A 26572-nucleotide genomic window follows, 5' to 3' on the forward strand; every position below is an offset into this window, starting at 1 on the left:
GTCGTCATCGGATCCGTTCCTTTCCGTTGTCCGCGCCGGCCGGTCCCGCACCGGCCGGCGCTTCGCGTGGTGATCTGCCGTGCGTCGATGTGCGGCTTTCGGGCGTGACGGGCGCGATGCGGTCCGGCTCCACTCCGCCCCGGCGGCCGCGGGGGTTCCCGTTCCGGCCCGGCAGACGGGGGGAGTTGAGCTGAGCGGCGAGCAACGCGGCCAGCGCGAGGAGGAATCCCACGGTCTGCAGCGGGTTCAGCGACTCGCCGAACGTGAGGCCGACGACGGTTGCGACCAGCGGGGAGAGCAGCACCAGCGGCGCGGACGCGCCCACCGGCAACCGTCCGATCCCGCGGAACCACATGGTGTACGCGATCAGTCCGCCCATGCTGCCCAGCCACAGGCAGCCGCCGACCGCCCCGCCGTCGATCCGTCGCGGTACCCCTTCGCCGAGCAGGGCCAGCGGAAGCAGCAGGAGGCCGCCGGCCGTCAACTGCCAGGCCGCCAGAGCCAGAGGAGTCACTCCCGGCGGACGCCCCCAGCGTTTGGTGAGGACGACTCCGCAGGCCATGGCGGCCGTTCCGCCCAGGCCGGCGAGCACTCCGGCGGTGTCAAGACGCGCCTCGGGCCCGAGGACGACGAGCCCGACACCGAGCAGGCCGAGCACGCCCCAGGTCCAGCGCCAGGCGGTCGGCCGGTCGTGCAGGACCGCGATGGCCAGTCCGGCGACGAGCAGCGGCTGGGTCGCGCTGAGGGTGGCGGCGACGCCGCCGGGGAGCCGTTCGGCCGCCAGGAACAGCAGCGGGAACAGCGCGCCGATGTTGAGGAAGCCCAGCACGGCCGACTTCCACCACCAGGTGCCGCGCGGCAGCACCCGGGCGATCGCCAGGCCGACAAGCCCTGCCGGCAGGGCTCGCATCAGCCCGGCGAACAGTGGATGTCCGGGCGGGAGCAGGTGGGTGGTCACGGCGTACGTGGTGCCCCAGGAGGCGGGGGCCAGCGCCGTCAGTGCGACCGTCGCCGCCCGGGCGGACGTGGTCCGCGGCGGTCTCGGCGACGGTCCGGTCGAGGTCTGCATGCCGGGAAGTCTCAGCCCGGCCCATGTATGTAGGCAAAGCATCCTTGCCATGCCATGCATGAACGATGACGATGGTTCCGTGGACCTGCAGCAGATGCGCTACGCCGTCGCCCTCGCCGAGACCCGGAACTTCACCCGTGCCGCCGAGCGCTGCTCGGTCGTGCAGTCGTCGCTCAGCCACCGGATCGCCGGTCTGGAACGCGAGCTCGGCCTCCAGCTCTTCGCCCGGTCCAGCCGTCGGGTCGAACTCACCAGTGCCGGGGCCGCGTTCGTGGCCGGTGCCCGTGAGTGCCTGGCCGCCGCCGACCGGGCCGTGGCCGATGCCGCCGCCGCGACCGGCGTGGTGCGGGGCCGGCTCGCGGTCGGTGTGATCGTGACGGCAGCCGCCGTCGACCTGCCCGAGGTGCTCCAGCGGTACCGCGCCCGGCATCCGCAGGTCCACGTGGTCCTGCGATCGGGACGCAGCGACGACCTGGCCGCGGCGATCCGGGAGGGCGACCTCGACATCGCCTTCCTCGGCCTGCCGGAGGGTGAACGGCCGACGGGAGTGGAGACGCTGGTCCTCGACCACGACCGGCACGTCCTGGTCGTCCCGGCCGGCCACCGGCTCGCGAGCGCGTCGCGGGTCACCCTGGAGGAGATCGCCGGGGAGACGTTCGTGGACTTCATGGCGGGGACGCCCGCGCGCGCCCAGTCCGACCAGGCGTTCAGCGCCAAGGGGCTTGTCCGGGACGTGGCCTACCAGGCGGGCGTCGTGGAGCTGATGACCCGCTTGATCGCCCGCGGCCTCGGCGTGGCCCTCATGCCGTCGGCCTACGTCGGCCCGATGGCCGCGGGCGATCCCGACCTGGTCCTGATCCCCGTGGACGACGGCCCCCGCCGTGTCGAGTACCTGGCCTGGAGCCGCTTCAACCCGACCCCCGCCACCCTGGCCATGCTCCAGGTCCTCGGCGTCAAACCCCCGGCGTAGCGGTTTACTCAGTCCGCGACGAAGGGGCGTAGCCGCGACCTGCCGACGGGGTAGGCCGGCCCTGATGGGGATCGGGTGGCGGGGGTGTGAACGGTTCTGGGACCGGAGGTGAGCGGGCGGGCAACTCTGGGCTGCGGGCGGGCGGTTGAGCCGATTTGGCCGCTTTCGCGTGCGGGGCGCTCACGTACTTTGTAGCCCTGTTACAGGATGCCCGGCGGCTCGGGGAGAACGATGGGGGCCGCGGGCGCTACGGCAAGGACGGCAGATGAGGCACGCGGGGACCGGTGCGGAGGGCGGGTCGCACCGGGCGGCCGAGCTCGGTGGTGCGGGGGCGGCCACAGGGTCCTGGTCCAGTCCGGGTCCCTGGTCGGGCGGTGGGCCCGGACACGACCCGGGCCTGGAGGCCGTGCCGGCCGCGGCCAGCGGGAACGCGACCAGGAACACGTCGGCGACCGGAGCCGTCACCGCATGGGACACCGCCCCCGCGAGCGCCGCGGTCCCGCCCTGGCGCCGGGCCACCGGGCCCGCCGGCGCGGAACCGCCCGCAGCCCCCATCAAGGGCGAACGCCGTCCGCGCCTGTACGCGATCGACGTCCTGCGCCTGTGCGCCGCCCTGATGGTGGCACTCCACCACTACACCGGCACATACCGCGTCAACCAGCCGCACAACCTGATCTGGGGCCGTCCGGTGTCCCACATCATGCCGAGCGTCTTCGGGATCACCGCCTACGGCTGGATCGGCGTCGAGATCTTCTTCGTGATCAGCGGGTTCGTCATCTGCATGTCCTGCTGGGGCCGCCGGCCCAGGGACTTCTTCGTCTCCCGGGTGATCCGGCTCTACCCGGCGTACTGGTTCGCCGTCGTGTTCACCAGCGTCGTCCTCACCGCGCTGCCCGCCGCGTGGCCACGTCCGTCGGCACGCCAGACGCTCTTCAACCTGTCGATGCTGCAGTCGGGCGCCCACATCGCGAACGTGGACGGCGTCTACTGGACGCTCTGGTCGGAGCTGCGCTTCTATCTGGTCTTCCTGGCCGTGGTCGCCACCGGCCTGACGTACCGGAAGGTGGTCGTCTTCTGCTGTGTCTGGGGCACCCTGGCCGCGCTCGCGCCGGTGTCCGGTTTCCCTGCGCTGCAGTTGCTCGCCGACCGCGACTCGACCTGGTACTTCATCGCCGGTCTTGCGCTCTACCTGATGCACAGGTTCGGGCCCGACCTGCTGCTGTGGGGCATCCTCGGCATGTCCTGGGTGATGGCCTCCGACGAGCTCGGGCGGCGCGTCCAGCACGTCGAGCAGGTCTCCGGCTGGCGCGGGGCGTTCCTCCTCTTCACGGTGTTCCTGCTGATCATGGTGGCGGTGGCGCTCGGCTTCACCGACCGGCTGCAGTGGAAGTGGCTCGCCACGGCAGGCTCGCTCACGTACCCCTTCTACCTGATGCACTACGCAGCCGGGACCACGGCGATCCGCTACCTTCGCGACCGGGCGGACCCGCGCCTGCTGGTGCTCGCACTGATCGCCGCCGCACTACTGCTCAGCTACCTCGTGCACCGCCTGGTGGAACGTCCCCTCGCCCGCCGCCTCAAGCGCGGCCTCACCGCCACCTTCACCAGACTCGGCGCCCCGCACCCCCGAGAAGACGGCGCCACCTGAGCTCCGAGCGCCGCACACCGGGGCCGGGTGGCCGGACGGGGCCGCCCGCGGATGGTGGGCGGGCGGCCCCGGGATTCGGGGGGAGCGGTGGGCGGAGGGGAGGCGCGGGTCAGGAGGGGAGCTGCCAGAGCTGCCAGGCACTGCTGTTGCGGTCCCAGATCTGCAGCCGCGTGCCGTTGGCCGAGCTGCCGTTCGTGGCGTCCACGTAACGGCCGGAGCCGGGGTTCTTCAGGTGCCCGTCGGACTCGGCGACCCACTGCTGCGCTCCGGACCCGTTGCAGTCCCACAGCTGGAGTTTGGTGCCGTTGGCCGTGCCGGCGCTCGTGACGTCGAGGCACTTGCCCAGCGCCCTGATCGTGCCGTCCGAACCCACCGTCCAGTTCTGCGCGTTGGTGCCGTTGCAGTCGTACAGTTGCACCGCCGTGCCGTTGGCGCTGCTCGCTCCGGCGACGTCCACGCACTTGCCGCCGTAGCCGACGATCCGTCCGGTGCCGGACGGCGGGGGCGTCGTCCCGCCCGTGCTGCCTCCGGTGGTGCCGCCGCTGGTCCCGGAGCCCCCGACCCACGCGTTGGCCGCCGCGGAACCGACGGAGTCGATCGTGGTGTTGTTCTCCACCGGGTTCGGCACCTGGCCGGGGAAGACGATGAATGTCACCGGACCGTCGGTGCCGCCCGTGTCGGGGTCGGGGTCGATGCCGAGCGCGGTGGCCAGGGCGTAGGAGCCCTCGCCGATGATGTCGTCCGGGCCCTCGTCGGCGAAGACGGCGTACGCCACCTTGCCGTTGTAGACGACCGCGGCCACGCTGCCCGGCGAGATGCCCGCCGACTGGTAGTCGAAGCGGCTGCTCGGCAGCGGGATGACGAAGTAGTGCGTCACGTCCGAGGTGAACCACGAACCGGTGGACGTGGTGAAGGACGTCTGCGCCTGGTACCAGGGATCGGTGGACGGGTTGCAGTGTGTGGTCGTGATGCCGTCGCAGTCGATGTCCATGTCGGACGTCCAGAAGTACGCCGACCCGCTCTTGCAGATCGACACCGTGGCCGGACCGCCGTCGTCCGTCGCGTACTTGCCGTTCGACGCCGGCGTGCAGGCCGACGTCTTGGCGAGCAACTGCGAGGCGGTCGGCCCGGACACGGCAGCGGCGGCCGGGGCCGCGGCGGAGTGCGAAGCGCCGACCGTCGCGGCGGCGACCAGCGTCGCGGCCGCGACGCCGAGCGACGCCAGGGTGAGCCGGAAACGTTTGCGGATCATGGTGCGTCACCTCTTTCGAAGTGGCGGGTGTGGGGGATTGAAAGGAAACCCTCCTGACAGTTCTCTGTCAATGCCGGGGACGGAACTTCGTCGTACCCAAGTGGCGGCTGGGACCACGGTGAACGGCCTCGCGGCCGGAGCGACCGAACCGGCGAAGGGCCGAGTCGCTGGACGGCCCGGCTCCCGAGGTGGGGGAGCCGGGCCGTCCACAGCCGGGGAGGCCATGGTGAGGGAGGTGGTCGCTCAGGGCGGGTCGAACCAGTTGTGGCGGTCAGGTGGTCCAGATCTGGAACTCCGCGATCTGGCCCGCCGGCCAGGCGCTGTTGGCGGTGATGTTCAGCCGGAAGTACCGCTGCGTCGTGGCCGGGAAGGTGATCGTGACGGTGTTCCCGGAGGCCGGGTCGAAGGTGTAGGCGGCCGCGGACCTGACGGTGGAGAACGTCGCGCCGTCGGTGCTTCCCAGCACCGCCAGGGTCTGGCTGCGCGCGCCCCAGGCCGCCGGCAGTCGCAGCACGATCCTGGACGCGCTGTGCGCCGCGCCGAGGTCGGCCTGGATCCATTGCGGGAAGGCGTTGTTGGCGCTCTCCCAGTACGAGGACGGGTTGCCGTCCGTGGCGTTCGACGACGCATACACGTCCGTGTGGCTCGACTCGCTCGTCGGCCGTCCGGCGGCCAGGTCGACGTTCCCCTGGCCAGCTGCGGTGAACGTCAGGTAGTTGGCGTTCCAGCCGCCGCTGTCCTGGTTCAGCGTGAGGGTCTGGCGTCCCGCGGGCAGCGTGACCTGGGCGGTGACCGTCGTCCAGCTCTGCCAGTCGCCGGTCGCGGGCAGGGCCACGGCGCCCGTCAGATCGGCTCCGGCCGCGTTCGACAGGTGCAGCGCCCCCGGAACCGCCGCGGGGGCGGCCACCCGCAGGCCGACGGTGTAGGTGCCGGCCGTGGCGACGTCGACGGTGTAGCGGAACCACTGCCCGCCGCCGGTCCAGCCGAGGTCGTAGCCACCGCCGCTGTCCGAGGTGGACTCCAGGTCGACGCCGTCGGCACGGTAGCCGTTGGCGTTCCCGTTGACGGCGGAGACGTTGTACGCCACGCCCTGTCCACCGGTGTCGTAGTTCTCCGCCTGCACGGTGCCGGGCACCGTCGCGGCGCTGCCGCCGTAGGGGCCTTCCGGTGCGGAGGCCTCCCAGTTGTTGCCGCTGAGCGTCGCGGTGAAGCCGCTGGAGTTGTTGACGTAGGCGGTCGCGCCGGCCTGCAGACCGCTGACGGTGTTGCCGGTGACGGCCGCCGAGCCGGTCGGCGCCGGGTAGAACGGCGGTGAGATCGCGATGCCGTTGCGCCCCGGGCCGGTGACGGTGTTGTTCTGCAGCAGCGAGTCGGTCGAGGTGGAGAAGGCGATGCCGTCGTAGAGCGAGTCCACGACCGTGTTGCCGGTGGCCGTCACCTTGTCGACCACGCCGGTGTTCTGCCCGTCGCCGCCGTTGCCGATGTGCATCGCGGGCTGGCCCTGGCTGTAGGCGTTGCCACCCGAGCGGACGACGGTGTTGCCGGAGATCGTCGCGGACAGCAGATCGCTGCCGTTGACCCCGAACCGCCCGACGCCCAGGCCGATGTAACGGGCGGTGTCGGCGATGTAGTTGCCCGAGACGAGGTGGCCGCTGCCGCCGTAGACCGCCACACCCTTGCCGCCCCAGGGCGCGATCGAGGTGTTGTTCGTGACGGTGATGTTCGTCATCGGGTTGTAGAACGTCTGTGAGCCGTCGCCGTTGGTGTTGTAGTGCACGGAGTTGACGGCGATGGCGTCGTCCCCGGTGCCGCGGACGAAGTTGTTGCTGACCGTCAGGTTGTTGCCCGTGTCGGCGCCGAGCGACACGTTGTTGACGTTGATGCCGTCCGCCCAGATCGCCGTCAGCCGGCTGTTGCGGACGGTGCCGCCGGTGCCGGACGCCCAGAACCCGGACATGGTGTGCTGGGTCCAGATGCCGTCGGCCACCCAGTTGGTGCCGGTGGTGTCCATCGCGCCGCCGTCGCCGCCGACGGTGCTGCGGCTGACCGCGTCGGCGTCGATGTGGAAGTTCTGCACGGTGCACGAGGTCACGTCGAACAGGGCCGCCAGCGGTGTGCTGTTGGGGACCGGCACGTCGCGGTAGATGGTGCTGTACCACAGGCCCGCGCCCGCGATGGTGATCCCCTGCGCGGTCAGGCCGGCGGTGCCCTTCACGTAGAAGGTGCCCTGCGGGATCCACAGGGTCTTGCCCTGCGACTGCGCCTGGTTGACGCAGTTCTGGATCGCGGCGCGGCTGTCCACGGACTGGCTGTCGGCCGCGCCGTTGGTCGGGTTGTTGTCGGCGACCGCGCCGCAGCTCGTGATGGAGATGGAGTTGGCCGGCTGGGGGAGCGGCGCCGGCGGGTTCTCCACGTCGACGGAGTCCACGTCGTAGGAGGCCGCGCTGTTGGCGGTGTCCTTCTTGAGGGAGAACGTGGCTCCTGCCGGGATCGGTGATCCGGTGACGAAGGTGTGGGACTCGTCCCAGAACACCCGCGGGTCACCGTCGGCCGGGTTCTGGTTGTCGCTGGTGTTGTAGTTGTTGTTGCCCTCGTACACCCAGGTCTGTTTGGAGTTGAGGTTGAGGGCCTGCCGGAAGACGCCGTTGACGTACAGGTCCAGCGTCGCGGTGATACCGCCGCCGGAAGGGGAGTCCGGGATGCTGGCGCGGACGTTGAGGAAGCTGATCGGCGCGCCGGTGGTGTTCGTCCACTGCACGGAGCTTCCGGTGCCGCCCAGGTGCACGTAGGAGTGGCCGGACGCTTCGAGGGCGGGGCTGGAGTACTGCGTCGCCGGAGCCGAGGTCAGCGAGGTGACGGTGGCGCCGCCCGCGGTGGTGCCGGCCTCGGCCTCGTAGATCGTGAAGGGGACGGTTGCGCCTGCGGCGGTGGCGGCGGGGGAGACGGTGGCCGGCGCGGCGGTCGCGGGCACGTTCGCCCGGGGGATGCCGGCGCTTCGGACGCCGGGGGACGCGGCGGCCGCCGACCCGGCGGACAAGCAGAGCGCTCCGGCTGCCGCCAGGGCGATCGCCGCTGACCCGCGCCCGGCGCGGCCTGGGCCACGCGAAGTTCTGAGGAACGCCCGCATCTGAGACTCCTTCAGGGAGGTGGGGGGAACCGGGCGCCCCGACCGTACAGACCGCTACGGAACCTCGCAAGGTTCTGTGCAAGGACGGCAAATTCACGGCATGAAGCTGGAAGATTGGCGGGCGTTGGGTCGCGGTGCCGAGGGACGCCGTCCGGGATCACGGATGGTCCGCCCATGGGAGGGGGTGGAAGGGGACGTCAGGCCACCGCGTCCGCCGAACGATCCACGTCGCTGCCCGCTCCTCCGGGCCCCCGGCCCTTCCTCGTCCGTGCCCCCTTGGCCTTGCGGGCGGCCGTCGCCCTGGCCAGTTCGAACGCCGCAAGGGGCTGGGGCGCGTCGGTCCACGGCTCCGCACCGCACCAGCGCCCGATCAGCCGGAACTGCTCCAGTGCCGCGTCGTGCAGGCCGGCGTCGCCCAGGTAGTACGCCAGCAGATGGCGCAGCGGCGGCAGGCGTTCGTCGCCGGCCGGGACGGAACGCAGCGACACCGCGACCCGCCGGAGCAGCGCCCTGGCCTCGCGGGAGAACCCGACCCGGCCGTGGCGCGCTTCGAGCTCGCGGAGCGCGTGGACGTACGTCGCGGCCAGCGGGCTGCCCTCGGGAGCGCGCTCGACGGCCCGCTTGGCGAACTCGAGCATCGCGGCGTCCGAACCCGCCCACTTGGCGCACCAGAACTGCAGGGCCTGCCAGTGGGCCACGTAGTGGTGCGGTGCCCGGGCGACCAGACCGGACCACAGCTCGTCGAACGTGCGCGGTGAGTACTGGGCACCGCGGGCCGCGGTGATCATCACGACCCATGGGCCCGGGTTCTCCCGCCCCAGCGGAACCGCCTGCCGCGCCGCCTCGATCGCCGCGGGCAGCAGCGCCCTGAACTGCGCCATGCGAGGTGCCGGTACCTGGGAGGCGTAGCCGCTGCCGCGGACCTCCCACGCCTGGTGCACCAGCAGCAGCGCGTGCAGCGTGGCGGCGTCGCAGTTGCCGGGCTCGGCCAGGCGCCACGCGTCGACCCAGGCGCTGCCGGAGCGCGAGATCTCCTGGAGCAGCTCGACGCGCGACCACCGCTCGTCCCAGTCGTGGCCCGCCGCCTCCACGTAGGCCGCGGCCGGACGCCAGTCCTTCTCCCGGCACGCATCCGCGAGCGCGTGCATTTCCTTGCGGCGGTAGACCGGCAGCGGCGGTCCCGACCGCCTGGCGTCGAGTTCGTCCCGGGGCGGCAGTCCGTACGCGGCCGGGTCGAACCGGAACCGCGCCCAGAGGGCGGCCGGGGTGAGCGGGTGCGTCCAGCGCGTCAACGACGCGCGGTGCGCGCGGAGTACAGCCCAGACGCGGCGGTTCAGCAGAACGGGCACGAGCAGCAGCGTCAGGGGGAGAACGTGGATCACAGGCGGATCCTGACCGAGATCGTCCACCGAGAGCAAGGCTCTGGCCTGTGGGTGTCGCATCGGGCAGCGGTGACCCTGGCGGGCAGCCGGCCGGCCGGCGCCTTGACGGCGTGCAGCGCCACCTGCGCACACACCCGCAGCCGAGGCCCGGTCCTGCGGCCGTCGGCCATCGTCTTCAGCCGCAAGGGAGCTCGGGTCTCGTGGCGGTCAGCGGGCGCCCGAGCCTGGACTGACCGGATCACTCCGTCACGGGCAGGCATTCGGCGAGCAGGCCGACGACATCGCGCCAGGCTCGCTGTGCGTGCCGTGGGTGGTAGCCGACGCCGGGGACTGTGGGGTGGTCGACCGGCGGGTGGTGGAAGGCGTGCAACGCGCCGCCGTAGACCACGAGGCGCCAGTCGACGCCCGCGGCCTGCATCTCAGCGGTGAACGTGTCCCGTTGCGCCGGCGTCATGATCGGGTCCTCCGACCCGACTCCTGCCCACACCGGGCAGCGAATGCGCGCCGTCTCGCCCGGTCGGCCCGTGGTCGTTGCGTTCACTGTGCCGATCGCGCGCAGGCTGACCCCATCACGCCCGAGCTCCAGCGCGATGGCGCCCCCGGTGCCGTAACCGACGGCGGCGATCCGGTCGGGGTCGGTCCGCGGTTCGGCGCGCAACACGTCGAGCGCCGCATGGCCGATGCCCCGCATCCGGTCGGGGTCAGCGAGCAGCGGCATGCAACGGGCCAGCATCTCCTCGGGGTCACCCAAATAGCGCCCGCCGTGAAGGTCGAAGGCCAGCGCCACGTACCCCAGTTCGGCGAGCGCATCGGCCCGGCGGCGCTCGACGTCGCTGAGCCCCATGCCCTCCGGCCCGAGCAGCACCCCGGGCCGCCGGTCGGCACCGGCCGGGAGCGCGAGGTGCCCGATCATCGTCAGACCGTCGGCGGAGTACTCGACCGTACGCGTCGTCATCGTCGTCATGAGACTGGACCGTAGTGATCGTCGAGCCCGGTCCGGCCGGTGTTCACCGCCGGCAGAACAGCGCGGGTGCCTCTCTGGATCCTCATGTTCCGAGGTCTCAGCGGCGCCTGGCGGTCCGCGCTGAACCGGCGTCCGCCGCCATGCGGTCGATCGCCTCGCGCACCGGCCGCACGCCGTCCTCCGCGCGGATCCGTTCCGCGAGGGCGCGTGCCCGGAGGGCGTACGAGGGGTCGTCGATCGCCCGGCGGAGGGCCGTGGCCAGAGCGCCGGTGGTCAGGGAGCGCAGCGGGAGCGACCGGGGTGCGACGCCGAGGGACGTCAGCCGCCGGGCCCAGAAGGCGGCGTCTAACTGGATCGGGACCGGCACCGCGGGCACTCCGGCCCGCAGGCCCGCTGCCGTCGTCCCGGCGCCCGAGTGGTGGACGACCGCCGCCATCCGCCGGAAGAGCAGGTCGTGCGGGACGTCCCCGACCACCAGCATTTCGTCGCCGTCCGCGCGCAGTCCGCTCCAGCCCTGCTGGATCACGCCGCGCACCCCGGCCGCCCGCAGCGCCCGCACCACGGTGGCGCTCAGCTTCCCAGGGTCCGGGACCGTCGCACTGCCCAGCCCCACGTAGACCGGCGGCGGTCCGGTGGCGAGGAAGTCCTCGACGGCCTGCGGCAGTTGCGCGCCGGGGGCGTGCTGCGGCCACCAGTATCCGGTGACGTTCAGACCCGCGCGCCAGTCGGCGGGGCGCGGCACCACACGGGGGCTGAAACCGTGGAAGACCGGCCAGTCCGCCCGCTCCATCGTCCGCCGGTGGGCGCGGACGCCCTGGCGCGGCAGCCCGAACCGGGAGCGCAACGCGCGGCAGGCGCCGGGGAAGACGAGGTCGAGGCACCCGTTGACGGCGGCCGCGGACAGGCGGTTGGCGGGTGTGCCCCAGGAGCCCGCGCCGAGCATCGGTGAGGCGAACTCCCGTGTGCCGGCCAGCGGTTGCAGGTAGACGCCCATGCTCGGCACGCCGCGCCCCTCCGCGATCACCTGGCCGAGCGGCGCCACCGCGCCGTTGAGCAGCAGCAGTTCGCAGTCGCCGGCCGCGTCGGCGAGGGCTTCGGCGAGATCACCGACCAGCGAGCGGGCCAGCCGGACGAGCCGGGTGAACTTGCCCGCCGGGCTCCGGCTGCGGTGCAGCCCCCGGCCGGCCTGCGACGCCAACTCGGCGCGGGGGTCGACCGGGACGGGGTGGAAGCCGACGCCCGCCGCGCGCACGAGCGGAGCGAACCGCTCGTGCGTCACGATCGTCACCTCGTGTCCCGCCTGGACGAGCCCGTGCCCCAGCCCGGTGTACGGCGCGACATCGCCCCGCGAACCCGCCGTCATGATTGCCACACGCACGGTGATCAGTATGCCCGCGGCTCGCGCCGCCGACGTGGGGTTTCCCGCCGACGGCGGGCGTTGTCGCCCATCCGGCCCGTCCCCGGGCCTCGGGTCGGCGAGCGTGTCCGGGCAGGCGGCCGGCGCCCGCATGCACGTCAGGCCCAGGACCGGTCCGAGGCTGACCGGCCCCGCCTCCCGTACCCCTGATTCGTGCGGCTCGTGCCATGAGGGGGAGGGGCGCTCTCCGGCCTCTGTCGCCTCGGCGGGCAGGCGTCGAAGCGGGGGCCGGCGGGCTGCGGGGTGTGGGGGCCGGCGGCGTGGCGGGGGTCGCGTGTTCGAATTATGTTCGAGTAGGGTGAGGGGGACGCGGGAGGTGGCTGGTGACGACATCGCGGCAGGCCGGACCGGCAGGCGCGCACGTGCTGCATGTGCGCTGCCGGCCGGGGACGGACGAGGCCTCGTACCGTGCGCTGCTGGCGCTGATCTGCGACATCTCGCCGGTTCTCCAGGTGCTGCCGCCGTCCGCCGCGCTGGTCGACGTCGCCGGCGCCCTGCGGTACTGGGACGCGTCCCCGTACGATCTGGCGCAGCGGATCCGGGTCCGCGCGCTGGCTCATCTCGACGTCGACGTCCGCATCGGCGTGGGCCCCACCTGGACGGTCGCCGCGATCGCCTCCAAGGGGCCGGTGCCGGTCACCGTCGTCGCCCCCGGGCAGGTCCGCGGCTTCCTCGACCCGCTGCCGGTCGAGATGCTGCACGGCATCGGCCCGGTCCAGGCTCGCCAGCTGACCTCCTTCGGCCTGCGCACCATCGGCGCGCTGGCCGCGGTTCCGGAGGCGACGGTCCAGCGGATCCTCGGCGGCCGGGCCGGGCGGCTGGTGCGCGACCGGGCCCGCGGCATCGACCCGCGGCCCGTCACCCCCACCGGTCTGCCCAGCACCACCAGCGAGCGGCGGGTGTTCGACGCCGACACGCTCGACCCGGACGTGATGCGCGCCGCGCTGCTGGAGACCGCGGTGGTCCTCGGCGACCGGCTGCGCAAGCGCGGCCAGATCGCGACCGGGCTCACCCTGGAGGTCGCGCTCGCCGGCGGCTCCACCCTCAACCGCACCCGGCGGCTGCCCGAACCCTCCCATCACACCGACGACCTGCGCGTCGGCCTCTACACCATGTTCGAAGCCCTGCACCTGCAGCGGGCGCGCATCCGCGGCATCACGGTCACCGCCGACCGGCTCGCCGCGGCCGGCACCGCGGGCGGGCAGATCAGCCTGGACCGGGTGCGGGAGTCCCGGCTGCGCGCGGAACCGGTGATGGACAAGGTGAACGCCAAGTTCGGGCCCGGCGCGGTGCGGCCCGCCACCCTGGCCTGGCGCAAGGCCGGCTGACCCGCAGGGCGGGCCGGCGCCCCCCGACCGGCCGCCTCCCGACCGGCCTCCCGCCCGGCCGGCCTCCTAACCGACCTCCTCCCGCAGGCGCGGGAACAGCGGCCGGGCCACCGGCAACCGTCCGTCCACCGGCGTCAGCTGCGCGGCGATCCGCGCCGCCGCATCCGGCACGAAGGGCCGCAGCTCGTCCGCGAGCACACGGCACGCCGTGACCAGCGCGAGGAGCACACCGTCCAGCCGTGCCCCGGCCTCCGCGTCGCCGTGCCGTTCCGCCCGCGCCGACTCCCACGGCCGGACCGCGTCGACGCACCGGTTCGCCTCCTCCACGACACTCCACACCGCGCGAGTGGCACGGCGGAGGTCGAAGTCCGCCAACGCCGCGTCGACCAGGGAGGGAACATCCGCGCAGACCTCCGTCAGCGCCGGCGCGACCGCCGCCGCCGGGCCGGACACCGGGACCGTCCCGCCGCGGAAGCGATGGACCATGGTCACCACCCGGTGGACGAGGTTGCCCAGCCCGCCGGCGAAGTCCGCGTCGGCGCGGGCCGCGAGCCGCTCGGGGGTGAAGTCGGCGTCCCCGACCCGCGGCACGTCCCGCAGCAGCCACCACCGCACCGCGTCCGTGCCGTACTCCGCCGCCAGCACGGCCGGGTCGACGGTGGCACCGCCGGACTTGCTGATCTTGCGGCCGCCGACGGTGAGGTAATCGTGCACCAGGACGTCGGTGGGCAGCGGCAGCCCGGCCGACAGCAGCATCGCCGGCCAGTACACGGCGTGGAAGCGGACCACGCCCTTGCCGACCAGATGGGTCCGGCGCCCGCCGTCCGCCCACCACCGTTCGTAGGCGGGGTCGCCGGTGCCGTACCCCAGGCTGGTGACGTAGTTGCCGAGCGCGTCCCACCACACGTAGACGACCTGGTCCGGGTCGTCGGGGACGGGGATGCCCCAGCCGCGGGCGCGGGCATGGGAGCGGGAGACGGAGAAGTCGTGCAGTCCGCTCTCGATCAAGGCCAGGACCTCGTTGCGGCGGACGGCGGGCTCGACGCGCAGCTCGCCGCTGGAGATCAGCCGGTGGAGGCGGTCGCCGTAGCGGGACAGCCGGAAGAACCAGTTCTCCTCCGCGACGAGCTGCGGCTCGGTGCCGTGCTCGGGACACAGCCCGTCGCTCAGCTCGCCGGGCGTGTAGAACTGCTCGCAGCCCACGCAGTAGAGGCCCTCGTACTCCTTGCGGTACAGGTCGCCGGCCGCGGTGCAGCGGCGCCACAGCCGTTCGACCCCGATGCGGTGGCGGGGGTCGCTGCTGGTGCGGATGAAGTCGTCGAGGGAGAGCGCGAGAGGGTCGCGCAGCGCGGCGAACGCGTCGGCGTTGCGGTCGACGAACGACTGCACGTCGACGCCCGCCGCCTCGGCGGCCAGTACGTTCTTGAGCGAGTTGTCATCGGTGCCGCTCAGCAGCCGCACCTGTCCGCCCCGGTGGCGGTGGTGGCGGGCCAGGGCGTCGGCCTGGACCAGCTCCAGCGCGAAGCCGAGATGCGGGCGGGCGTTGACGTACGGAATGGTCGTGGTGATGAAGTGGCGTCGTGCGGTCATCGGTCCTCCTGCCGGGCGGCGGGGCCGGTGACGTATCCACACGCCGAGGCCCCGTCCCCGGGGCCTCGGATTCGTAACGCGTCCGTGCTCAGCAGCCCCGTCGACGGGGCATCATGCGGCGCTGAGGCGAAGGCGTGATCATGGCCCGAGGGTAACAACGGGGAGCTCGTGCGGCACGTGAATTAGCCGTAACGCGGCGCGGCGGCCCTGCCGTCTCGCCGCAGACCGAGCGCGCCTGCGCCCGGGAGGGACCGTGCGGTCCCGGCACCCGCCCGGCACGTCCCGGAAGGACCGCCGGGCGGGCGGGGCCCCGCGTCAGGTGCGGGGGCGGTGGCCGCGCTCCTGGCGGGGCGCGGTCTGCCGGGCCGGCACCGTCGGCAGCGGCAGATGCGCGGCCTGGTACTGGGCGAGGTTGTAGCGCGACCCGGTCTGTGGCAGATCGGGGGCGCTCCGGCGCGGCTCGGACATACGCAGCGCCGAGGTCAGGTCACCGGTGACGCGGCGGCGCCACTCGCTGATGTTCGGCTCCGCCACACCGGTCACCCGCTCCAGGAACTGCAGCACGGAGGTGTGGTCGAACGTCTCGGAGGCGACCCAGCCGCCCACCGTCCACGGCGAGATGATCACGCACGGCACCCGGAAGCCCAGGCCCACCGGGAGGTTGCCGCCGGGGATGAGCGGGCTGCCCGGCTTCGCCGCCTGGCACTGCCGCATGTTGGCGATCACGGCCAGCCCGGTGGGGCCGCCGCCGGGGCCGGACGACGGCTCGTGGTAGATCTTCCAGCTCACGCCGGCCGCCTCGAGACGCTCGGGGTACGTCGTCCACGAGTAGGTGTTCTTGGCGGCGCCGTTGTCCAGCGCGGGGCCGCCGGCGAGGCCGTCCGGGTCGATCGTCCCGGTCATGTGCATGTACCGGTTCGGTGCGTCGGGCCCATGACGGAGCAGTGGTAGGCGTCGCACACGTGAAGGCGTCGGCCAGCGCGTAGTGGAACGGGAGGTCGTCGCGCGTCAGGTAGTTCCCTTCGCGGGCGCGCTGTCGCAGGCGTGCGGGAGCACCGACAGGGACGGGCGGGGGAGGGCAGGGAAAGACTGCTCGACGTCCGGCACCCGCCGGGTGACCACTAGATGGCCGCTACAAGAAGAAGCCCGAACTCGCCGAGGCCGAGGCCTGTCTGACGTCGCCTCAGCTCGGGCGTTGCGTGCGGTTGCGTGCCGACATGCGCGGCTGTGTCCCCGCGTCGTCCGGACGATGGGGTCACGGAAATTGCCGTTCCGGCAATCTTGCCGGTTCAGCAATATTCTCCTAGGGTGCCGGTATGACCCCGGCAGAGCAGGTCCGTCCGTCCGAGCAGCCCGGACTCCGTGAACGCAAGAAGCGGCAGACGCGGGTCGCGCTCAGCCAGGCGGCGATCCGGCTGTGCGTCATGCACGGCTGGGCCGCTGTCACCGTCGAGCAGATCGCCGCCGAGGCCGACGTCTCGGTCCGCACCTTCCGCAACTACTTCGGCAGCAAGGCGGAGGCGATCGCAGCCGCCCACCTCGAGCGCATGCTCAGCGTCGCCGACGACCTCCTCGCCCGGCCGGCCGGCGAACCGCTGTGGGACGCGTTGCTGCACGCCGTGCTGGGCCAGTTCTCGCCGTCGCCGGAGTCCTCGTCGCAGAGCGACCGGTGGCGCGCGGGGGTGCGGCTGATGCTGGCCGAACCCGCCCTGGCCGGCGAGATCGTCAGGACCAATGCCGCGGCGCAGCACGAACTCGCGCGAGCCGTCGCGCGCCGCACCGGAACCGACGCCGAACGCGATGTCTACCCCAAGCTCGTGGCGGCCGTCGTCGCGACCGGCACCGGGGTGGCCGTCGAGCACAGCCTGCGTGCCGACGACCCCGCGCCCCTCGGCACGGTCGTTGCCCAGGTCTTCGAACAGCTCTCCGCTGGTCTGCCCCAACCGTGACCGCCGGCCCGCCCGGCCTCTCCCCGTGATCGCAGCCGGCCCGCGCCCGTCACCGCGGGCCCGGTCCCGTCACCACCGGCACGCGACGACCCGTCCACGCTGCCGTCCGCACCCGTTCGACGCCAAGGAGAACCGGCCATGACAGCCGACGTGATCATCGTGGGAGGCGGCCCGAACGGGCTGATGCTCGCCTGTGAGCTCAGCCTGGCCGGCGTCCGCCCGATCGTGCTGGAACGACTCCACCGACCCAGTGCGGAACCCAAGGCGAACGGCCTGCTCGGACAGGTCGTGCGGATGGTCGACCACCGCGGCCTGCACGAGCCGCTCAGCGGCAGCCCCGAACCCCCGCGGCCGAACTCGGCCTACTTCATGTTCGCCGCCATGGCCCTCGACCTCGGTCTGCTGGAGGCCAGCCCGGTCCACGGCCTGGCCGTCCCCCAACAGCGCATCGTCGAGGTCCTGGAGGAACGCGCCCGCGCGCTCGGCGGCGATCTGCGCCGCGGCCACCAGGTGGACGCCGTCAGCCAGGACGAGGACGGCGTGACGCTCGACGTCACCGGTCCCGACGGAGAGCGGCGGCTCCGGGCCCGTTACGTGGTCGGCGCCGACGGCGCGCACAGCGTGATCCGCAAGATGTCCGGGATCGGCTTCCCCGGCGTCAGTTACGACCGGCGGGTCAACCGGACGGCCCACGCCACGGTCCCGGCCGAGTGGATCGACCCGGTGTCCGGTGCGCTCACCGTCCCCGGCCACGAACGGCCGGTCCTGCCCTTCCTGCCGCACCGCACCGAGCACGGCGGATTCACCTACGCGCCGTTCCCGGGCCGGCCCGCCCTGGTCAGTACCACGGAGTGGGACGAGCCGGGGCCCGCGGCAGGCGCCGATCCCGACGGCGGGGCTGTCGCGGACGACCCGGACGGCGCCGTGGCGGAGGAGCCGATGACGCTGGCCGAGATGGAGTCGAGCATCCATCGGGTCCTGGGCGTCGACGTGCCGCTCGGCCCCCCGGAAGGGCCGGGGCCGTACGTCCTGCGGCGGCTGAGCGGCGGCAACACCCGGGTCGCCGAACGGTTTCGCGACCGCCGGGTCTTCCTGATCGGCGACGCGGCCCACGTCTACGCCGCCGGCGGCGGCCCCGGCCTCAACCTCGGCCTGCAGGACGCCGTCAACCTCGGCTGGAAACTCGCCGCCGGACTCCGCGGAACCGCACCGGCGGACCTGCTGGACACCTACGACACCGAGCGGCGCCAGGCCGCGCGCCGGATGGTGCTCAACGCCGCCGCGCAGTCCGCCCTCACCGCGCCGGGAAGCGACACCACCTCCCTGCGCGAGCTCTTCAGCGAGCTGCTCGGTCACCGGGACGTCGTCCAGCACCTCGCCGAGCTCGTCGCCGGCACCGACGTCCGCTACGACATGGGCATCACCGATCCGCATCCCGCCGTCGGCCGCTTCGCGCCGGAACTGGACGTCGTCACCGGGACGGAGAAGGTCCGGCTCGCCGAACTCGCGCGGGACGGGCGGCCCCTGCTGATCGACCTCACCGAGAACCGTTCGCTCGGCCCGGCCTTGGCGGACGCCGCGGCGTCCGTCCACCTCGTCGTCGCCCAGGACGGCCCGGACGACCTCGGCGGCCTCCTCGTCCGCCCCGACGGCTACGTCGCCTGGGCCTGCGCCTCCACCCGCCCCGGCCCCTCCGACCTCACCGCCCTGCAAGCGGCCGTCCACCGCTGGTTCCCCCGCTGACAGCGCCACTACGCCAGCGGGCGGCCGCCACGTCCCGTTCTCCGGACGCCTCGTGGCGAGAACGTCATGGGGCCCACCCAGCCGCTGTGGATCAGGGCGATCTGCGAGGGGAGCGGGGTCACGGGGTCGACCGCCCTTCCCCGGGCCCAGTTGGCGAGCAGCCCTTCGGTGGTGTCCACGGCCGACACGACCATGGTCACCTTCAGGGCTCCGTCGGCCCAGGTGTGCCACAGCGCCCAGCCCTCCGGCCGCGGCTCGACGCCCAGGCGCGCGCACACCTCCGCATAACCCTGCTCCGAACCGGCCGGCATGACGCCGGGCCTCAGTACACAGGCTCCGACGAGCCGCACCGGGGGCCGGTCCGGGTCCAGGCAGCCGTCGCCGTCGAAGTGGTACCTGCGAAGGGCCCGCGTGAGCGCGGCGACGCTGCGCCGCAGAGGCGACGTGTCGTCCGCGCCGTCCGGGGCGCCCGGCCACCCCGCGTTCGCGGCCTCCACGGCGACCCGTTCGGCGAGGCGCTCGATCTCCCGGAGGTAGTCCGTCTCGCTCAGTTCTGGTGAGGCCATGGGGCCGAGCTTCCCAGGGAGTCCCGGGGCGCCGACAGCGCTTTTCACTCCGCCGCGGCGAGGTGCTGCGTGAAGAACTCGGCGAGGGTCTCCACCGCGGGGTCGACGTACTGCTTGCGGTCGTAGAGGTCGACGTGGCTGGCGCCCTCGATCCAGTGGAGCCGCTTCGGGCCCGTGGCGCGCTGCAACGCCTCGACACTCATCCACGAGGTGACGGCACGGGTGCCGGCGATCATCAGCAGAGGGCGCGGGCCGATCAGCGGGACGGAGGCGAAGGCGTCGAAGGTCGCCATCTTGTCGATGCTCGGCCAGGTGAAGAAGCCGGCCGCGCGGGGGTGCTGGGCACGCGGGGTCCGGTAGTAGTCGAAGCCCTCGACCGCGTGCTCGCCGCCCAGCTCGCCGGCCTGCTCGGCGGTCTCCGGGAAGAGCGTGAGAACCGGCGGCCGCTCGCCCCGCGCCTCGGCGGTACGGGCCTGGGCCGCGGCGGCCAGCATGGCGCCGAAGACGGCCGGATCCTGCGTCCCGTCCGCACCCAGGCGGAACTGCCGGGCGACGTCGACGGCACTGACCGTGCCCACCGCCTTGATGCGCAGGTCGCTCGCCGTGGCCGGGAGCACGTACCCGCCCGAGGCGCAGATGCCGAGGGCGCCGATACGCTCCGCGTCGACCTCGCTGCGGGTGGTGAGGTACGAGACGGCGGCCTTGATGTCCTCGACCCGGTGGGCCGGGTCCTCCAGGCCTCGCGGCTCACCGCCGCTCTCGCCCTGGTAGGCCGCGTCGAACGCCAACGTGACGAAGCCCCGCTCGGCCAGGAGGCTCGCGTACAGGCCCGCGGTCTGTTCCTTCACGCTGGTGCCGGGATGCCCGACGACGACGGCCGGGCGGGGGCCGGCCGCCGCGGTGTCGGGGAGGTAGAGGTGGCCGGCGAGGGTGATGCCGGCGCTGTCGAAGGTGATGGCGGTCTTCGTCACGGGAATGCTCCGTTTCGGTGCGATGTCCGGGTGCCGCGCCGTCGCGGCGGGCTCCGGGCCGGGCGCTGTGCCGGGCTTGACTCCACCGTCCGCCGGTTCGCCGACCGGGAAAAGCCGCACGTTTCTGCCTGGGAAGGATCCTGCCCCCTCACACGCCCCGGTCCGGCGGGAGATCGGCAGCACAATGGACGCATGGTCTCCGCACGTGATCCCGGCGCCCTCGGCGCGTTCCTCAAGGCCCGCCGAGCCCAGCTGGCGCCGGCGGACCTCGGCCTGCCCGAGACGGAGACCCATCGCAAGGTCGCCGGTCTGCGCCGCGAGGAGGTCGCCCAGGTCGCGGCGATCAGCGTCGACTACTACACGCGGCTGGAGCAGGGCCGCGTCAAGGCCTCCGCCTCGGTGCTCGCGACCCTCGCGCGTGCGCTGCGCCTCGACGAGGACCAGCAGCGGTACCTGTACGAACTCGCCGGCAAGGCCGACGCCCGGCCGCGCCGGCGGCGGCCCCCGCAGCGGGTCAGGCCCGCCATGAAACGCCTCCTCGACCAGCTCACGCAGACCCCCGCGATCGTTCTGGGCAAGCGCATGGACGTCGTGGAGTGGAACGCCGCCGCGGCTGCCCTGTACGTCGACTTCGCCCAGGTCCCGGCGCACCGCCGCAACTACGTGCGCCTGCTGTTCACCGACCCCGTCATGCGCGGGATGCACCGGCAGTGGGAGCACGACGCCCGGGACGCCGTCGCCGCGTTGCGCATGGAGGCCGCCGCCGATCCCGACGACCCGGAGCTCGCCCGTCTTGTCGGCGAACTCGCCGTGCAGGACACGGACTTCCGCGTCTGGTGGGCCGAACACCGCGTCAACACCGCCAGTTACGGGACCAAGCACTACACGCACCGGGTGGTCGGCGACCTCACACTGGACTGCGACACCTGGGCCAGCCCCGACGGCTCCGGCCAGCGGCTGATGGTCCTCACCGCCGAGCCCGGCAGCCCCTCGCACGACGCCCTGCGCATCCTCGCCTCCTGGACGGCCGCGGACCCGGCGGCCGGGCAGTCCGGCCGGGGCCTGGTCGACGACCGGAAACCCTGACGGCCTCGCACCGCCACGCCTCACCCCCGAGCGCCGGGGCCGCCGGTTTGTGACATCCCGCCACGGTGGTGTTCATCACGCACACCCTGTGTCACACGGGCCGGAGCCCCAGCGTCTCCATGTCGTCACGACGCTGAACGCGTTCAGCACCATGATCGGCAGTGTGTGGAAGGAACGTTGTGAGCTCTCCGCTGGAAAACCTGCAACACCTTCGCCGTGGCTTCAACGGCGACATCATCGAACCGGGCCTCCCCGAATACGAGGGCGCGAGCCGCACGGTCCTGGCGGCGGGGAGCCCCGCCTTCGTCCTGCGGCCCAAGAGCGCCGCCGACGTCCAGGCGGCGGTCAGGTTCGCCGCGGGCACGGGACTGCCGCTCGCCGTGCGCGGCGGCGGCCACGGCTTCCCGGGTTTCGGCACCAACGACGGCGGTGTGGTGATCGATCTGCGCGCGCTCGCGGGCGTGGAGGTCGTCGACGCCGAACACCACCGCGTCCGCATCGGCGGCGGCGCCACCTGGGGCGAGGTCGCCACCGCGCTGGCCCCGCACGGGCTGGGCATCTCCTCGGGCGACACCAAGGGCGTCGGCGTCGGCGGCCTGACGCTCAGCGGCGGCATCGGCTGGAAGGTCAGGAAGTACGGCCTGGCGCTGGACAACCTGCTGGCCGTGGAGGTGGTCACCGCCGACGGGTCACTGCTGAACGCGAGCGCCGACGAGAACCCGGAGCTCTTCTGGGCGGTGCGCGGCGGCGGCGGCAACCTCGGCATCGTCACCGCCTTCGAGTTCCGGGCGCACCCGACCACGGACGTCTTCCACGGCACGGTCTCCTTCCCCGGGGCGGAGGCGGCCACCGTGCTCCAGGGCTGGGCGGAGTACCTGCGCACCGCGCCCGAGGAACTCACCTCCGTCGTGGACTTCGCCAACCCGTTCGCCGGCGGCCCCGACGCACCGGTCGAGGTGCGGGTCACCTTCGACGGCGACGACCCGGAGCGCGCCGCGCTGGCGATCGACCCGATCCGGCGGCTCGGCACGGTGAACGCCGACGGAGTCGCGCTGGTGCCCTACGCCGCGACACTCGTGGACGGCCTTGTCCCGCCGCCCGGCATCGGGCTCGTCACCCGCAGCGCGTTCGTCGACCAGGAGTCGGTGTCCGCGGCGCTGCGGGTCCTCGCCGAGATCGGGGCGGCGCAGGGATCGCCGATCCTGTCGGTGCGGAGCCTGGGCGGCGCGGTGTCGCGGGTGCCCGCCGACGCCACCGCCTACGCCCATCGCCAGGCCGAGTTGATGATCGTCACCACCATCGGCGGCCCTCCGCCGGTCCTCGCGGCCGCGCGCCCGGTGCTGGACGCACACTGGGCCCGGCTCGCACCGCACGTCAACGGCGCCTACGCCAACTTCCTCTCGTCCGTGGCCGACGAGGACGTCGCCTCCGTCTACCCGGCCGAGACCCGCAAGCGGCTGGCCGCCGTCAAGTCCCAGTACGACCCGGGCAACCTGTTCACCGGCAACCACAACGTGCGCCCCCAGTAACGATGTGACAGCCCGTCATGACGGCGGTTCCGGGTCCCGCAACACGGCCCGGAACCGCCGTTGTCGTCACCGCGGCGGCTGCCCGACGTCTCCGCTTCATCCACGCCACCCCGGGCGATCACGCGCCGATCACCGGACGGCGGAACCTTTCCGCCATGGCCATCACACTGCGGGCTCGCCGCTCGCTCACCGCCTCCGCGGTGGGCGTCGCCGCGTCGCTCACCGTCTCCCTCGCCGTCCTGGTCCCGGCGACGCCGGCCGCCGCCGACGCCGACGCGGTGCCGACCTACGAGGTGAAGATCGACCTCACGACGGCGGCGCTCGACGCCTCGCACAACCCCATCGCGGCCGTGAAGGCGGCCTTCGGCATCACCGGCTCGGCCAAGGCACGCTCCTACGAGTACTTCGACACCTCCGCCCAGGACCTCGACGCCGAGGGCTGGGACGTCCGGCTGCGCCACAAGTCCGGCTCGGATTTCGAGGAGAGCTACAAGAAGCGCTTCCCGGTGACCGGCGGCGACATCGACGCGGCGCTCGACGAGGCCAACGCCGAGGGCTTCGACAGCAGCGACACCAATGACGACGCCGAGGTCGACTGGGGCTACGCCAAGCAGACCCTGAGCTTCAGCAACGAGAAGAGCCACAGCGGCAGCGGTTACTCGGGCACATCGATGCCGTCCGCCTCCACCGGCCGTTCCTGGCTGGTCAACGAGATCCCCGGCAAGCTCGACGACTGGCTGGGCAAGAACTGGGGCTCGGACACCCTGGGGGCGTCCGGCGCCCACGGTCCGGTGACCTCGCAGGTCTGGTCGGGGGCCTGGGAGTCCTCCGACGACGCGAGCATCGAGGTGCTGCCGGTCAAGAACGCAGCCGGGACCGGCACCGACTACGTCGTCGAACTGTCGTTCAAGACCGACACGTACGCCGACGCCGCGCAACTCCACACGGACGCCATCGCGACCGCCGACGCACACGGCTGGCTGTACCACGGCGACATCCTGAAGACCCAGCTCATCCTCGACCGCTACTGAGCGGCGGGACCGAAGCCGTGACGGCTTCCTGACGGGACGGCGAACGGGGGCTCGTCAGGAAGCCGGTCACTCGGCGGCGGGAGGGGTGAACTCGCCGGCGTGGACGCGGCACCACTGCTCGAAGGTGCGGGGCGCCCGGCCGGTGACCTCCTCGACCGTGGGCAGGACCTGCGACTCGTCCAGGGTGCCGTCGGCGTAGAAGCTGAAGAACGCGTCGACGTAGGGCGCCGGCATGGCCGCCTCCATGTCGCGGCGCGCCTCGGCGTCCGTCAGGCCCACACAGCACAGGTCCCGGCCGAGCACCCGGCCGAGAACGGCGACCTGCTCCTCGGGCAGCAGGGGCTCCGGCCCGGTGACGGCGTGGACGGCACCCTCATGGCCGTCGTCCAGCAGGGCCCGCGCCGCGACCGCGGCGATGTCGTACGGGTCCACCGACGCGGTTCGCACCGTGGGGAACGGCACCCGCACCTCGTCGCCCGCGGACAGCTGGGGCCGCCAGCGCAGCGCGTTGGACATGAAGGCGCCGCAGCGGAGGAACGTCCAGGCCAGTCCGGACGCGCGCACGGCCTGCTCGGACTCGATCATGTATCGGGCGACGGCGTTGCCGAGGTCGCCGCCGGCCGCGGCGCCCCCGGACAGCAGCACCACCCGCCGGACGCCCGCCCGTGCGGCCAGCGCGAGGGTGCCGGCCAGGTCCTCGTAGCCGGGCAGCAGGAACATCCCACGGACACCCGCCAGCGCGTCCGTGAGCGTGTCCGGGCGGTTCAGGTCGCCCACGGCCGTCTCCGCGCCGGGGATCTCCCGCGGCGTGCGGACCAGCGCCCGCACCGGCCGCCCCTCGGCGGCCAGCGCCGCGACGAGCTCCCAGCCCACGTTGCCGGTCGCTCCGGTCACCAGATACATGGCTCTCCCCGTTCCTGACGAGTCGTCGTTCACCATAACGGCGACGACGCCCGCTCCGGGGACCCGACCGCCGGGACGATCCGGTGGTCACTCCTCGGTCGGGCCCAGGTCGGGCGTGTCCCGCAGGTCCACCGTGGGACGGACGGTGGCGTGCAGCTCCAGCAGGACCAGCTCGTTCCGGCCCGCGCGCAGTGCCGTGCCGGGGACGTAGAGACGCCGCTGCGGTCCGCGGGACCAGTACCGGCCCAGGGCGAAGCCGTTCACCCAGGCGCAGCCCTTGGTCCAGCCGTTGACGTCCAGATACGTGTCGGCCGGCTCCGTGACGTCGAACTCGCCGCGGTGGAACGCCGGTCCGACGACCGGTCCGGCCCCGGCCGCCTCGAAGGCGAGGCCGCTCAGATCGTCCAGGGGCAGCGCGCGGCTGGTCCAGCCGGCCAGTGCCGAGCCGTTGGCCGTGACCGGACCCAGCAGCCCCTTGCGGTCGTGCACCGCCGGGCCGTAGTTGACCCGGCCCTGGTTCTCCACCAGCACCGACAGCCGAGCGCCGCCCGCCGGAACGGTGAACGCCAGCGCGTGCTCGTGGCTCTCCCGCTCCAGGACGCCCGCCGGCTGCCCGCCGACGAACACCTGGGCGCGGTCGCGCACGGCCGGCGCGTGGAGCAGCACCGGGCCGGGGGTGTCCAGGTCCGTCTCATAGAGGACGAAGCCGAGGCCGTTCCCCTCGCCGTGTGTGGCGGCCAGCTCCTCAAGGGTCAGCGGACGGTCGGCGCGCACCGCCGTTCCCAGCGCGGCCGCCTGACCGAGGAGACCCGCCCGGTGGGGGAGCCGTACGCCCAACTGGGCCAGCTTCTTGGCCGGTTCGGGCAGCGGTTCGTCGGGCACCGGCGCGTACCGGGCGATGACCTCGCGGAACGCCGCGTACGTGGGGGCGGGATCGCCCGCCTCGTCCAGCGGGGCGCCGTAGTCGTACGAGGTGATGGTCGGCCGGTAGGTGTGCTTGTCGTTGGCGCCGCTGGTGAAGCCGAAGTTGGTCCCGCCGTGGAACATGTACAGGTTGACGCTCGCACCGGCCGCGAGCAGCCGGTCCAGGTCGGCCGCGGCGCTCTCCGGCGCCCGCGACGCGTGCGGGCCTCCCCAGCGGTCGAACCAGCCGTTCCAGAACTCCGCGCACATCAGGGGGCCTTCGGGCTGGTGCTCCCTCAGGCGGGCCAGGTTCTCGTCCACCCGGCTGCCGAAGTTCGCCGTGGCGAGCACGCCCGGCACCGAGCCGCGGGCCAGGTCCGCCGGCTGGTCGCAGGTGAAGAGCGGCACGTCGACGCCGTGCGCGCGCAGCATCTCGGCCAGGCGCAGCAGGTACGGCTGGTCGTCGCCGTACGCGCCGAACTCGTTCTCCAACTGCACCGCGAGGACCGGCCCGCCTCGCGTCCCGAAGAAGGGTGCGACGAGCGGCAGAAGCCGGGCGAGGAAGCCGTCGACGGCGGCGAGGAACCGGGGATCGGTGCTGCGCAGCCGCATGTCCGGTTCGGCCAGCAGCCAGGAGGGCAGCCCGCCGCCCTCCCACTCCGCGCAGATGTACGGGCCGGGGCGCAGCAGGACGTACAGGCCCTCCTCGGCGGCCAGACGCAGGAAGCGCGCCAGGTCCAGTCCGCCGTCGGCACCGAACTCGCCCCGGCGCGGCTCGTGCAGGTTCCACGGCACGTACGTGTCCACCGTGTTCAGCCCGAGCAGCCGCGCTTTGCGGAGGCGGTCACGCCACTGGCCCGGGTGGACGCGGAAGTAGTGCAGAGCCCCGGAGATGATGCGGAAGGCTTCGCCGTCGAGGCGGAAACCTTCCTGGTCGATCCGCAGTTCGGGCATGGGGCGAGGTCCTCCACCTTGATCGATGTTTACGTAACCATCACTGCTTCGAGTCTATTTCCCCTGTCAACCCCGGCAGTCGGGTTGCCCGGGGGCTGTTCTGCCCCTTGCGGTGCGTTTTCGCCTGCCGCTGCAGTCGAGCTGGTTGGGCACCTTCACCGGGGGCAGCGATCCATGGCGGGCGTCCCCC

Annotated in this window: 19 protein-coding genes and 1 pseudogene; 8 read left to right on the forward strand and 12 right to left on the reverse strand. The window is 72.9% G+C overall.

Features of this window, described 5'->3' with window-relative positions; all coding sequences use genetic code 11:
• Nucleotides 1-4: 4 nt before the first annotated feature.
• Nucleotides 5-1069, reverse strand: coding sequence for an EamA family transporter (locus tag K7862_RS28245; RefSeq protein WP_222967448.1), 1065 nt, complete (start codon nucleotides 1067-1069; stop codon nucleotides 5-7).
• 79 nt (nucleotides 1070-1148) lie between these two features.
• On the opposite strand from K7862_RS28245, the gene K7862_RS28250 reads away from it, so the two are divergent.
• Nucleotides 1149-2039 (forward strand): LysR family transcriptional regulator, encoded by an 891-nt coding sequence (locus tag K7862_RS28250; protein WP_222967479.1) that lies wholly within the window; start codon nucleotides 1149-1151, stop codon nucleotides 2037-2039.
• A 265-nt stretch (nucleotides 2040-2304) separates the two neighbouring features.
• Nucleotides 2305-3687, forward strand: coding sequence for an acyltransferase family protein (locus tag K7862_RS28255; RefSeq protein WP_222967450.1), 1383 nt, complete (start codon nucleotides 2305-2307; stop codon nucleotides 3685-3687).
• Nucleotides 3688-3796: 109 nt separating this feature from the next.
• Here K7862_RS28255 and K7862_RS37875 read toward each other — a convergent pair whose 3' ends face one another.
• The 5 genes from K7862_RS37875 to K7862_RS28280 all read right to left on the reverse strand — a co-directional run bounded on the left by K7862_RS37875 (nucleotide 3797) and on the right by K7862_RS28280 (nucleotide 11775).
• Nucleotides 3797-4939: an RICIN domain-containing protein gene (locus tag K7862_RS37875; RefSeq protein WP_262413949.1), complete on the reverse strand. Its 1143-nt coding sequence runs from the start codon at nucleotides 4937-4939 to the stop codon at nucleotides 3797-3799.
• A 271-nt stretch (nucleotides 4940-5210) separates the two neighbouring features.
• Complete coding sequence (locus tag K7862_RS28265) at nucleotides 5211-7910, reverse strand: galactose-binding domain-containing protein (RefSeq protein ID WP_308012230.1); 2700 nt, start codon at nucleotides 7908-7910, stop codon at nucleotides 5211-5213.
• Nucleotides 7911-8263: 353 nt separating this feature from the next.
• A complete protein-coding gene (locus K7862_RS28270; protein ID WP_222967452.1) occupies nucleotides 8264-9448 on the reverse strand; it encodes a hypothetical protein in 1185 nt (394 codons plus the stop codon).
• Between the two features lie 238 nt (nucleotides 9449-9686).
• Nucleotides 9687-10412 carry a dienelactone hydrolase family protein gene (locus K7862_RS28275; RefSeq protein ID WP_222967455.1) on the reverse strand — a complete coding sequence of 242 codons (726 nt, stop codon included), beginning with the start codon at nucleotides 10410-10412 and terminating at the stop codon, nucleotides 9687-9689.
• Between the two features lie 97 nt (nucleotides 10413-10509).
• Complete coding sequence (locus tag K7862_RS28280; RefSeq protein WP_222967481.1) at nucleotides 10510-11775, reverse strand: glycosyltransferase; 1266 nt, start codon at nucleotides 11773-11775, stop codon at nucleotides 10510-10512.
• Between the two features lie 377 nt (nucleotides 11776-12152).
• On the opposite strand from K7862_RS28280, the gene K7862_RS28285 reads away from it, so the two are divergent.
• A complete protein-coding gene (locus K7862_RS28285) occupies nucleotides 12153-13157 on the forward strand; it encodes a DNA polymerase Y family protein (RefSeq protein ID WP_222967457.1) in 1005 nt (334 codons plus the stop codon).
• Between the two features lie 66 nt (nucleotides 13158-13223).
• Here the strand turns inward: K7862_RS28285 and metG are convergent, their stop codons facing one another.
• Nucleotides 13224-14747 (reverse strand): methionine--tRNA ligase, encoded by a 1524-nt coding sequence (metG, locus tag K7862_RS28290; RefSeq protein ID WP_222967459.1) that lies wholly within the window; start codon nucleotides 14745-14747, stop codon nucleotides 13224-13226.
• A 315-nt stretch (nucleotides 14748-15062) separates the two neighbouring features.
• Nucleotides 15063-15650 (reverse strand): annotated as a pseudogene (locus K7862_RS28295) (alkaline phosphatase family protein); the annotation flags it as partial.
• A gap of 413 nt (nucleotides 15651-16063) precedes the next feature.
• Between K7862_RS28295 and K7862_RS28300 the strand changes: the two are divergent.
• Complete coding sequence (locus K7862_RS28300; RefSeq protein ID WP_222967461.1) at nucleotides 16064-16696, forward strand: acyl-CoA-like ligand-binding transcription factor; 633 nt, start codon at nucleotides 16064-16066, stop codon at nucleotides 16694-16696.
• Nucleotides 16697-16834: 138 nt separating this feature from the next.
• Complete coding sequence (locus K7862_RS28305) at nucleotides 16835-18439, forward strand: FAD-dependent monooxygenase (protein ID WP_222967463.1); 1605 nt, start codon at nucleotides 16835-16837, stop codon at nucleotides 18437-18439.
• An 8-nt stretch (nucleotides 18440-18447) separates the two neighbouring features.
• Here K7862_RS28305 and K7862_RS28310 read toward each other — a convergent pair whose 3' ends face one another.
• Both K7862_RS28310 and K7862_RS28315 read right to left on the reverse strand, forming a co-directional pair.
• A complete protein-coding gene (locus K7862_RS28310) occupies nucleotides 18448-19005 on the reverse strand; it encodes a hypothetical protein (protein ID WP_222967464.1) in 558 nt (185 codons plus the stop codon).
• Between the two features lie 44 nt (nucleotides 19006-19049).
• On the reverse strand, nucleotides 19050-19976 hold the full coding sequence (locus tag K7862_RS28315; protein WP_222967466.1) for an alpha/beta hydrolase: 927 nt from the start codon (nucleotides 19974-19976) through the stop codon (nucleotides 19050-19052).
• Between the two features lie 192 nt (nucleotides 19977-20168).
• Between K7862_RS28315 and K7862_RS28320 the strand changes: the two genes are divergently transcribed.
• The 3 genes from K7862_RS28320 (at nucleotide 20169) to K7862_RS28330 (ending at nucleotide 23622) form a co-directional block, all read left to right on the forward strand.
• Nucleotides 20169-21062 carry a helix-turn-helix domain-containing protein gene (locus K7862_RS28320; protein ID WP_222967468.1) on the forward strand — a complete coding sequence of 298 codons (894 nt, stop codon included), beginning with the start codon at nucleotides 20169-20171 and terminating at the stop codon, nucleotides 21060-21062.
• A 179-nt stretch (nucleotides 21063-21241) separates the two neighbouring features.
• The gene (locus K7862_RS28325; RefSeq protein ID WP_222967470.1) at nucleotides 21242-22591 is read left to right on the forward strand and encodes an FAD-binding oxidoreductase; all 1350 of its coding nucleotides are present in this window, start codon (nucleotides 21242-21244) and stop codon (nucleotides 22589-22591) included.
• Between the two features lie 155 nt (nucleotides 22592-22746).
• Nucleotides 22747-23622, forward strand: a complete 876-nt coding sequence (locus K7862_RS28330; protein ID WP_222967472.1) for a hypothetical protein — start codon at nucleotides 22747-22749, stop codon at nucleotides 23620-23622.
• A gap of 66 nt (nucleotides 23623-23688) precedes the next feature.
• Here K7862_RS28330 and K7862_RS28335 read toward each other — a convergent pair whose 3' ends face one another.
• Nucleotides 23689-24525, reverse strand: coding sequence for an NAD(P)H-binding protein (locus K7862_RS28335; RefSeq protein WP_222967473.1), 837 nt, complete (start codon nucleotides 24523-24525; stop codon nucleotides 23689-23691).
• Nucleotides 24526-24612: 87 nt separating this feature from the next.
• On the reverse strand, nucleotides 24613-26382 hold the full coding sequence (locus K7862_RS28340; protein WP_222967476.1) for a glycoside hydrolase family 35 protein: 1770 nt from the start codon (nucleotides 26380-26382) through the stop codon (nucleotides 24613-24615).
• Nucleotides 26383-26572 lie beyond the last annotated feature (190 nt).

The sequence above is a fragment of the Actinacidiphila acidipaludis genome (assembly GCF_019890725.1).
GTDB classification, from domain to species: Bacteria; Actinomycetota; Actinomycetes; order Streptomycetales; family Streptomycetaceae; genus Actinacidiphila; species Actinacidiphila acidipaludis.

What these genes read in the sequence shown, in the direction of transcription:
- K7862_RS28245 (WP_222967448.1), bottom strand. Translation starts at nt 1,069, where the DNA reads ATGCAGACCTCGACCGGACCGTCGCCGAGACCGCCGCGGACCACGTCC.
- K7862_RS28255 (WP_222967450.1), top strand. Translation starts at nt 2,305, where the DNA reads ATGAGGCACGCGGGGACCGGTGCGGAGGGCGGGTCGCACCGGGCGGCC.
- K7862_RS37875 (WP_262413949.1), bottom strand. Translation starts at nt 4,939, where the DNA reads ATGATCCGCAAACGTTTCCGGCTCACCCTGGCGTCGCTCGGCGTCGCG.
- K7862_RS28275 (WP_222967455.1), bottom strand. Translation starts at nt 10,412, where the DNA reads ATGACGACGATGACGACGCGTACGGTCGAGTACTCCGCCGACGGTCTG.
- K7862_RS28280 (WP_222967481.1), bottom strand. Translation starts at nt 11,775, where the DNA reads ATGACGGCGGGTTCGCGGGGCGATGTCGCGCCGTACACCGGGCTGGGG.
- metG (WP_222967459.1), bottom strand. Translation starts at nt 14,747, where the DNA reads ATGACCGCACGACGCCACTTCATCACCACGACCATTCCGTACGTCAAC.
- K7862_RS28300 (WP_222967461.1), top strand. Translation starts at nt 16,064, where the DNA reads ATGACCCCGGCAGAGCAGGTCCGTCCGTCCGAGCAGCCCGGACTCCGT.
- K7862_RS28305 (WP_222967463.1), top strand. Translation starts at nt 16,835, where the DNA reads ATGACAGCCGACGTGATCATCGTGGGAGGCGGCCCGAACGGGCTGATG.
- K7862_RS28310 (WP_222967464.1), bottom strand. Translation starts at nt 19,005, where the DNA reads ATGGCCTCACCAGAACTGAGCGAGACGGACTACCTCCGGGAGATCGAG.
- K7862_RS28320 (WP_222967468.1), top strand. Translation starts at nt 20,169, where the DNA reads ATGGTCTCCGCACGTGATCCCGGCGCCCTCGGCGCGTTCCTCAAGGCC.
- K7862_RS28330 (WP_222967472.1), top strand. Translation starts at nt 22,747, where the DNA reads ATGGCCATCACACTGCGGGCTCGCCGCTCGCTCACCGCCTCCGCGGTG.
- K7862_RS28335 (WP_222967473.1), bottom strand. Translation starts at nt 24,525, where the DNA reads ATGTATCTGGTGACCGGAGCGACCGGCAACGTGGGCTGGGAGCTCGTC.
- K7862_RS28340 (WP_222967476.1), bottom strand. Translation starts at nt 26,382, where the DNA reads ATGCCCGAACTGCGGATCGACCAGGAAGGTTTCCGCCTCGACGGCGAA.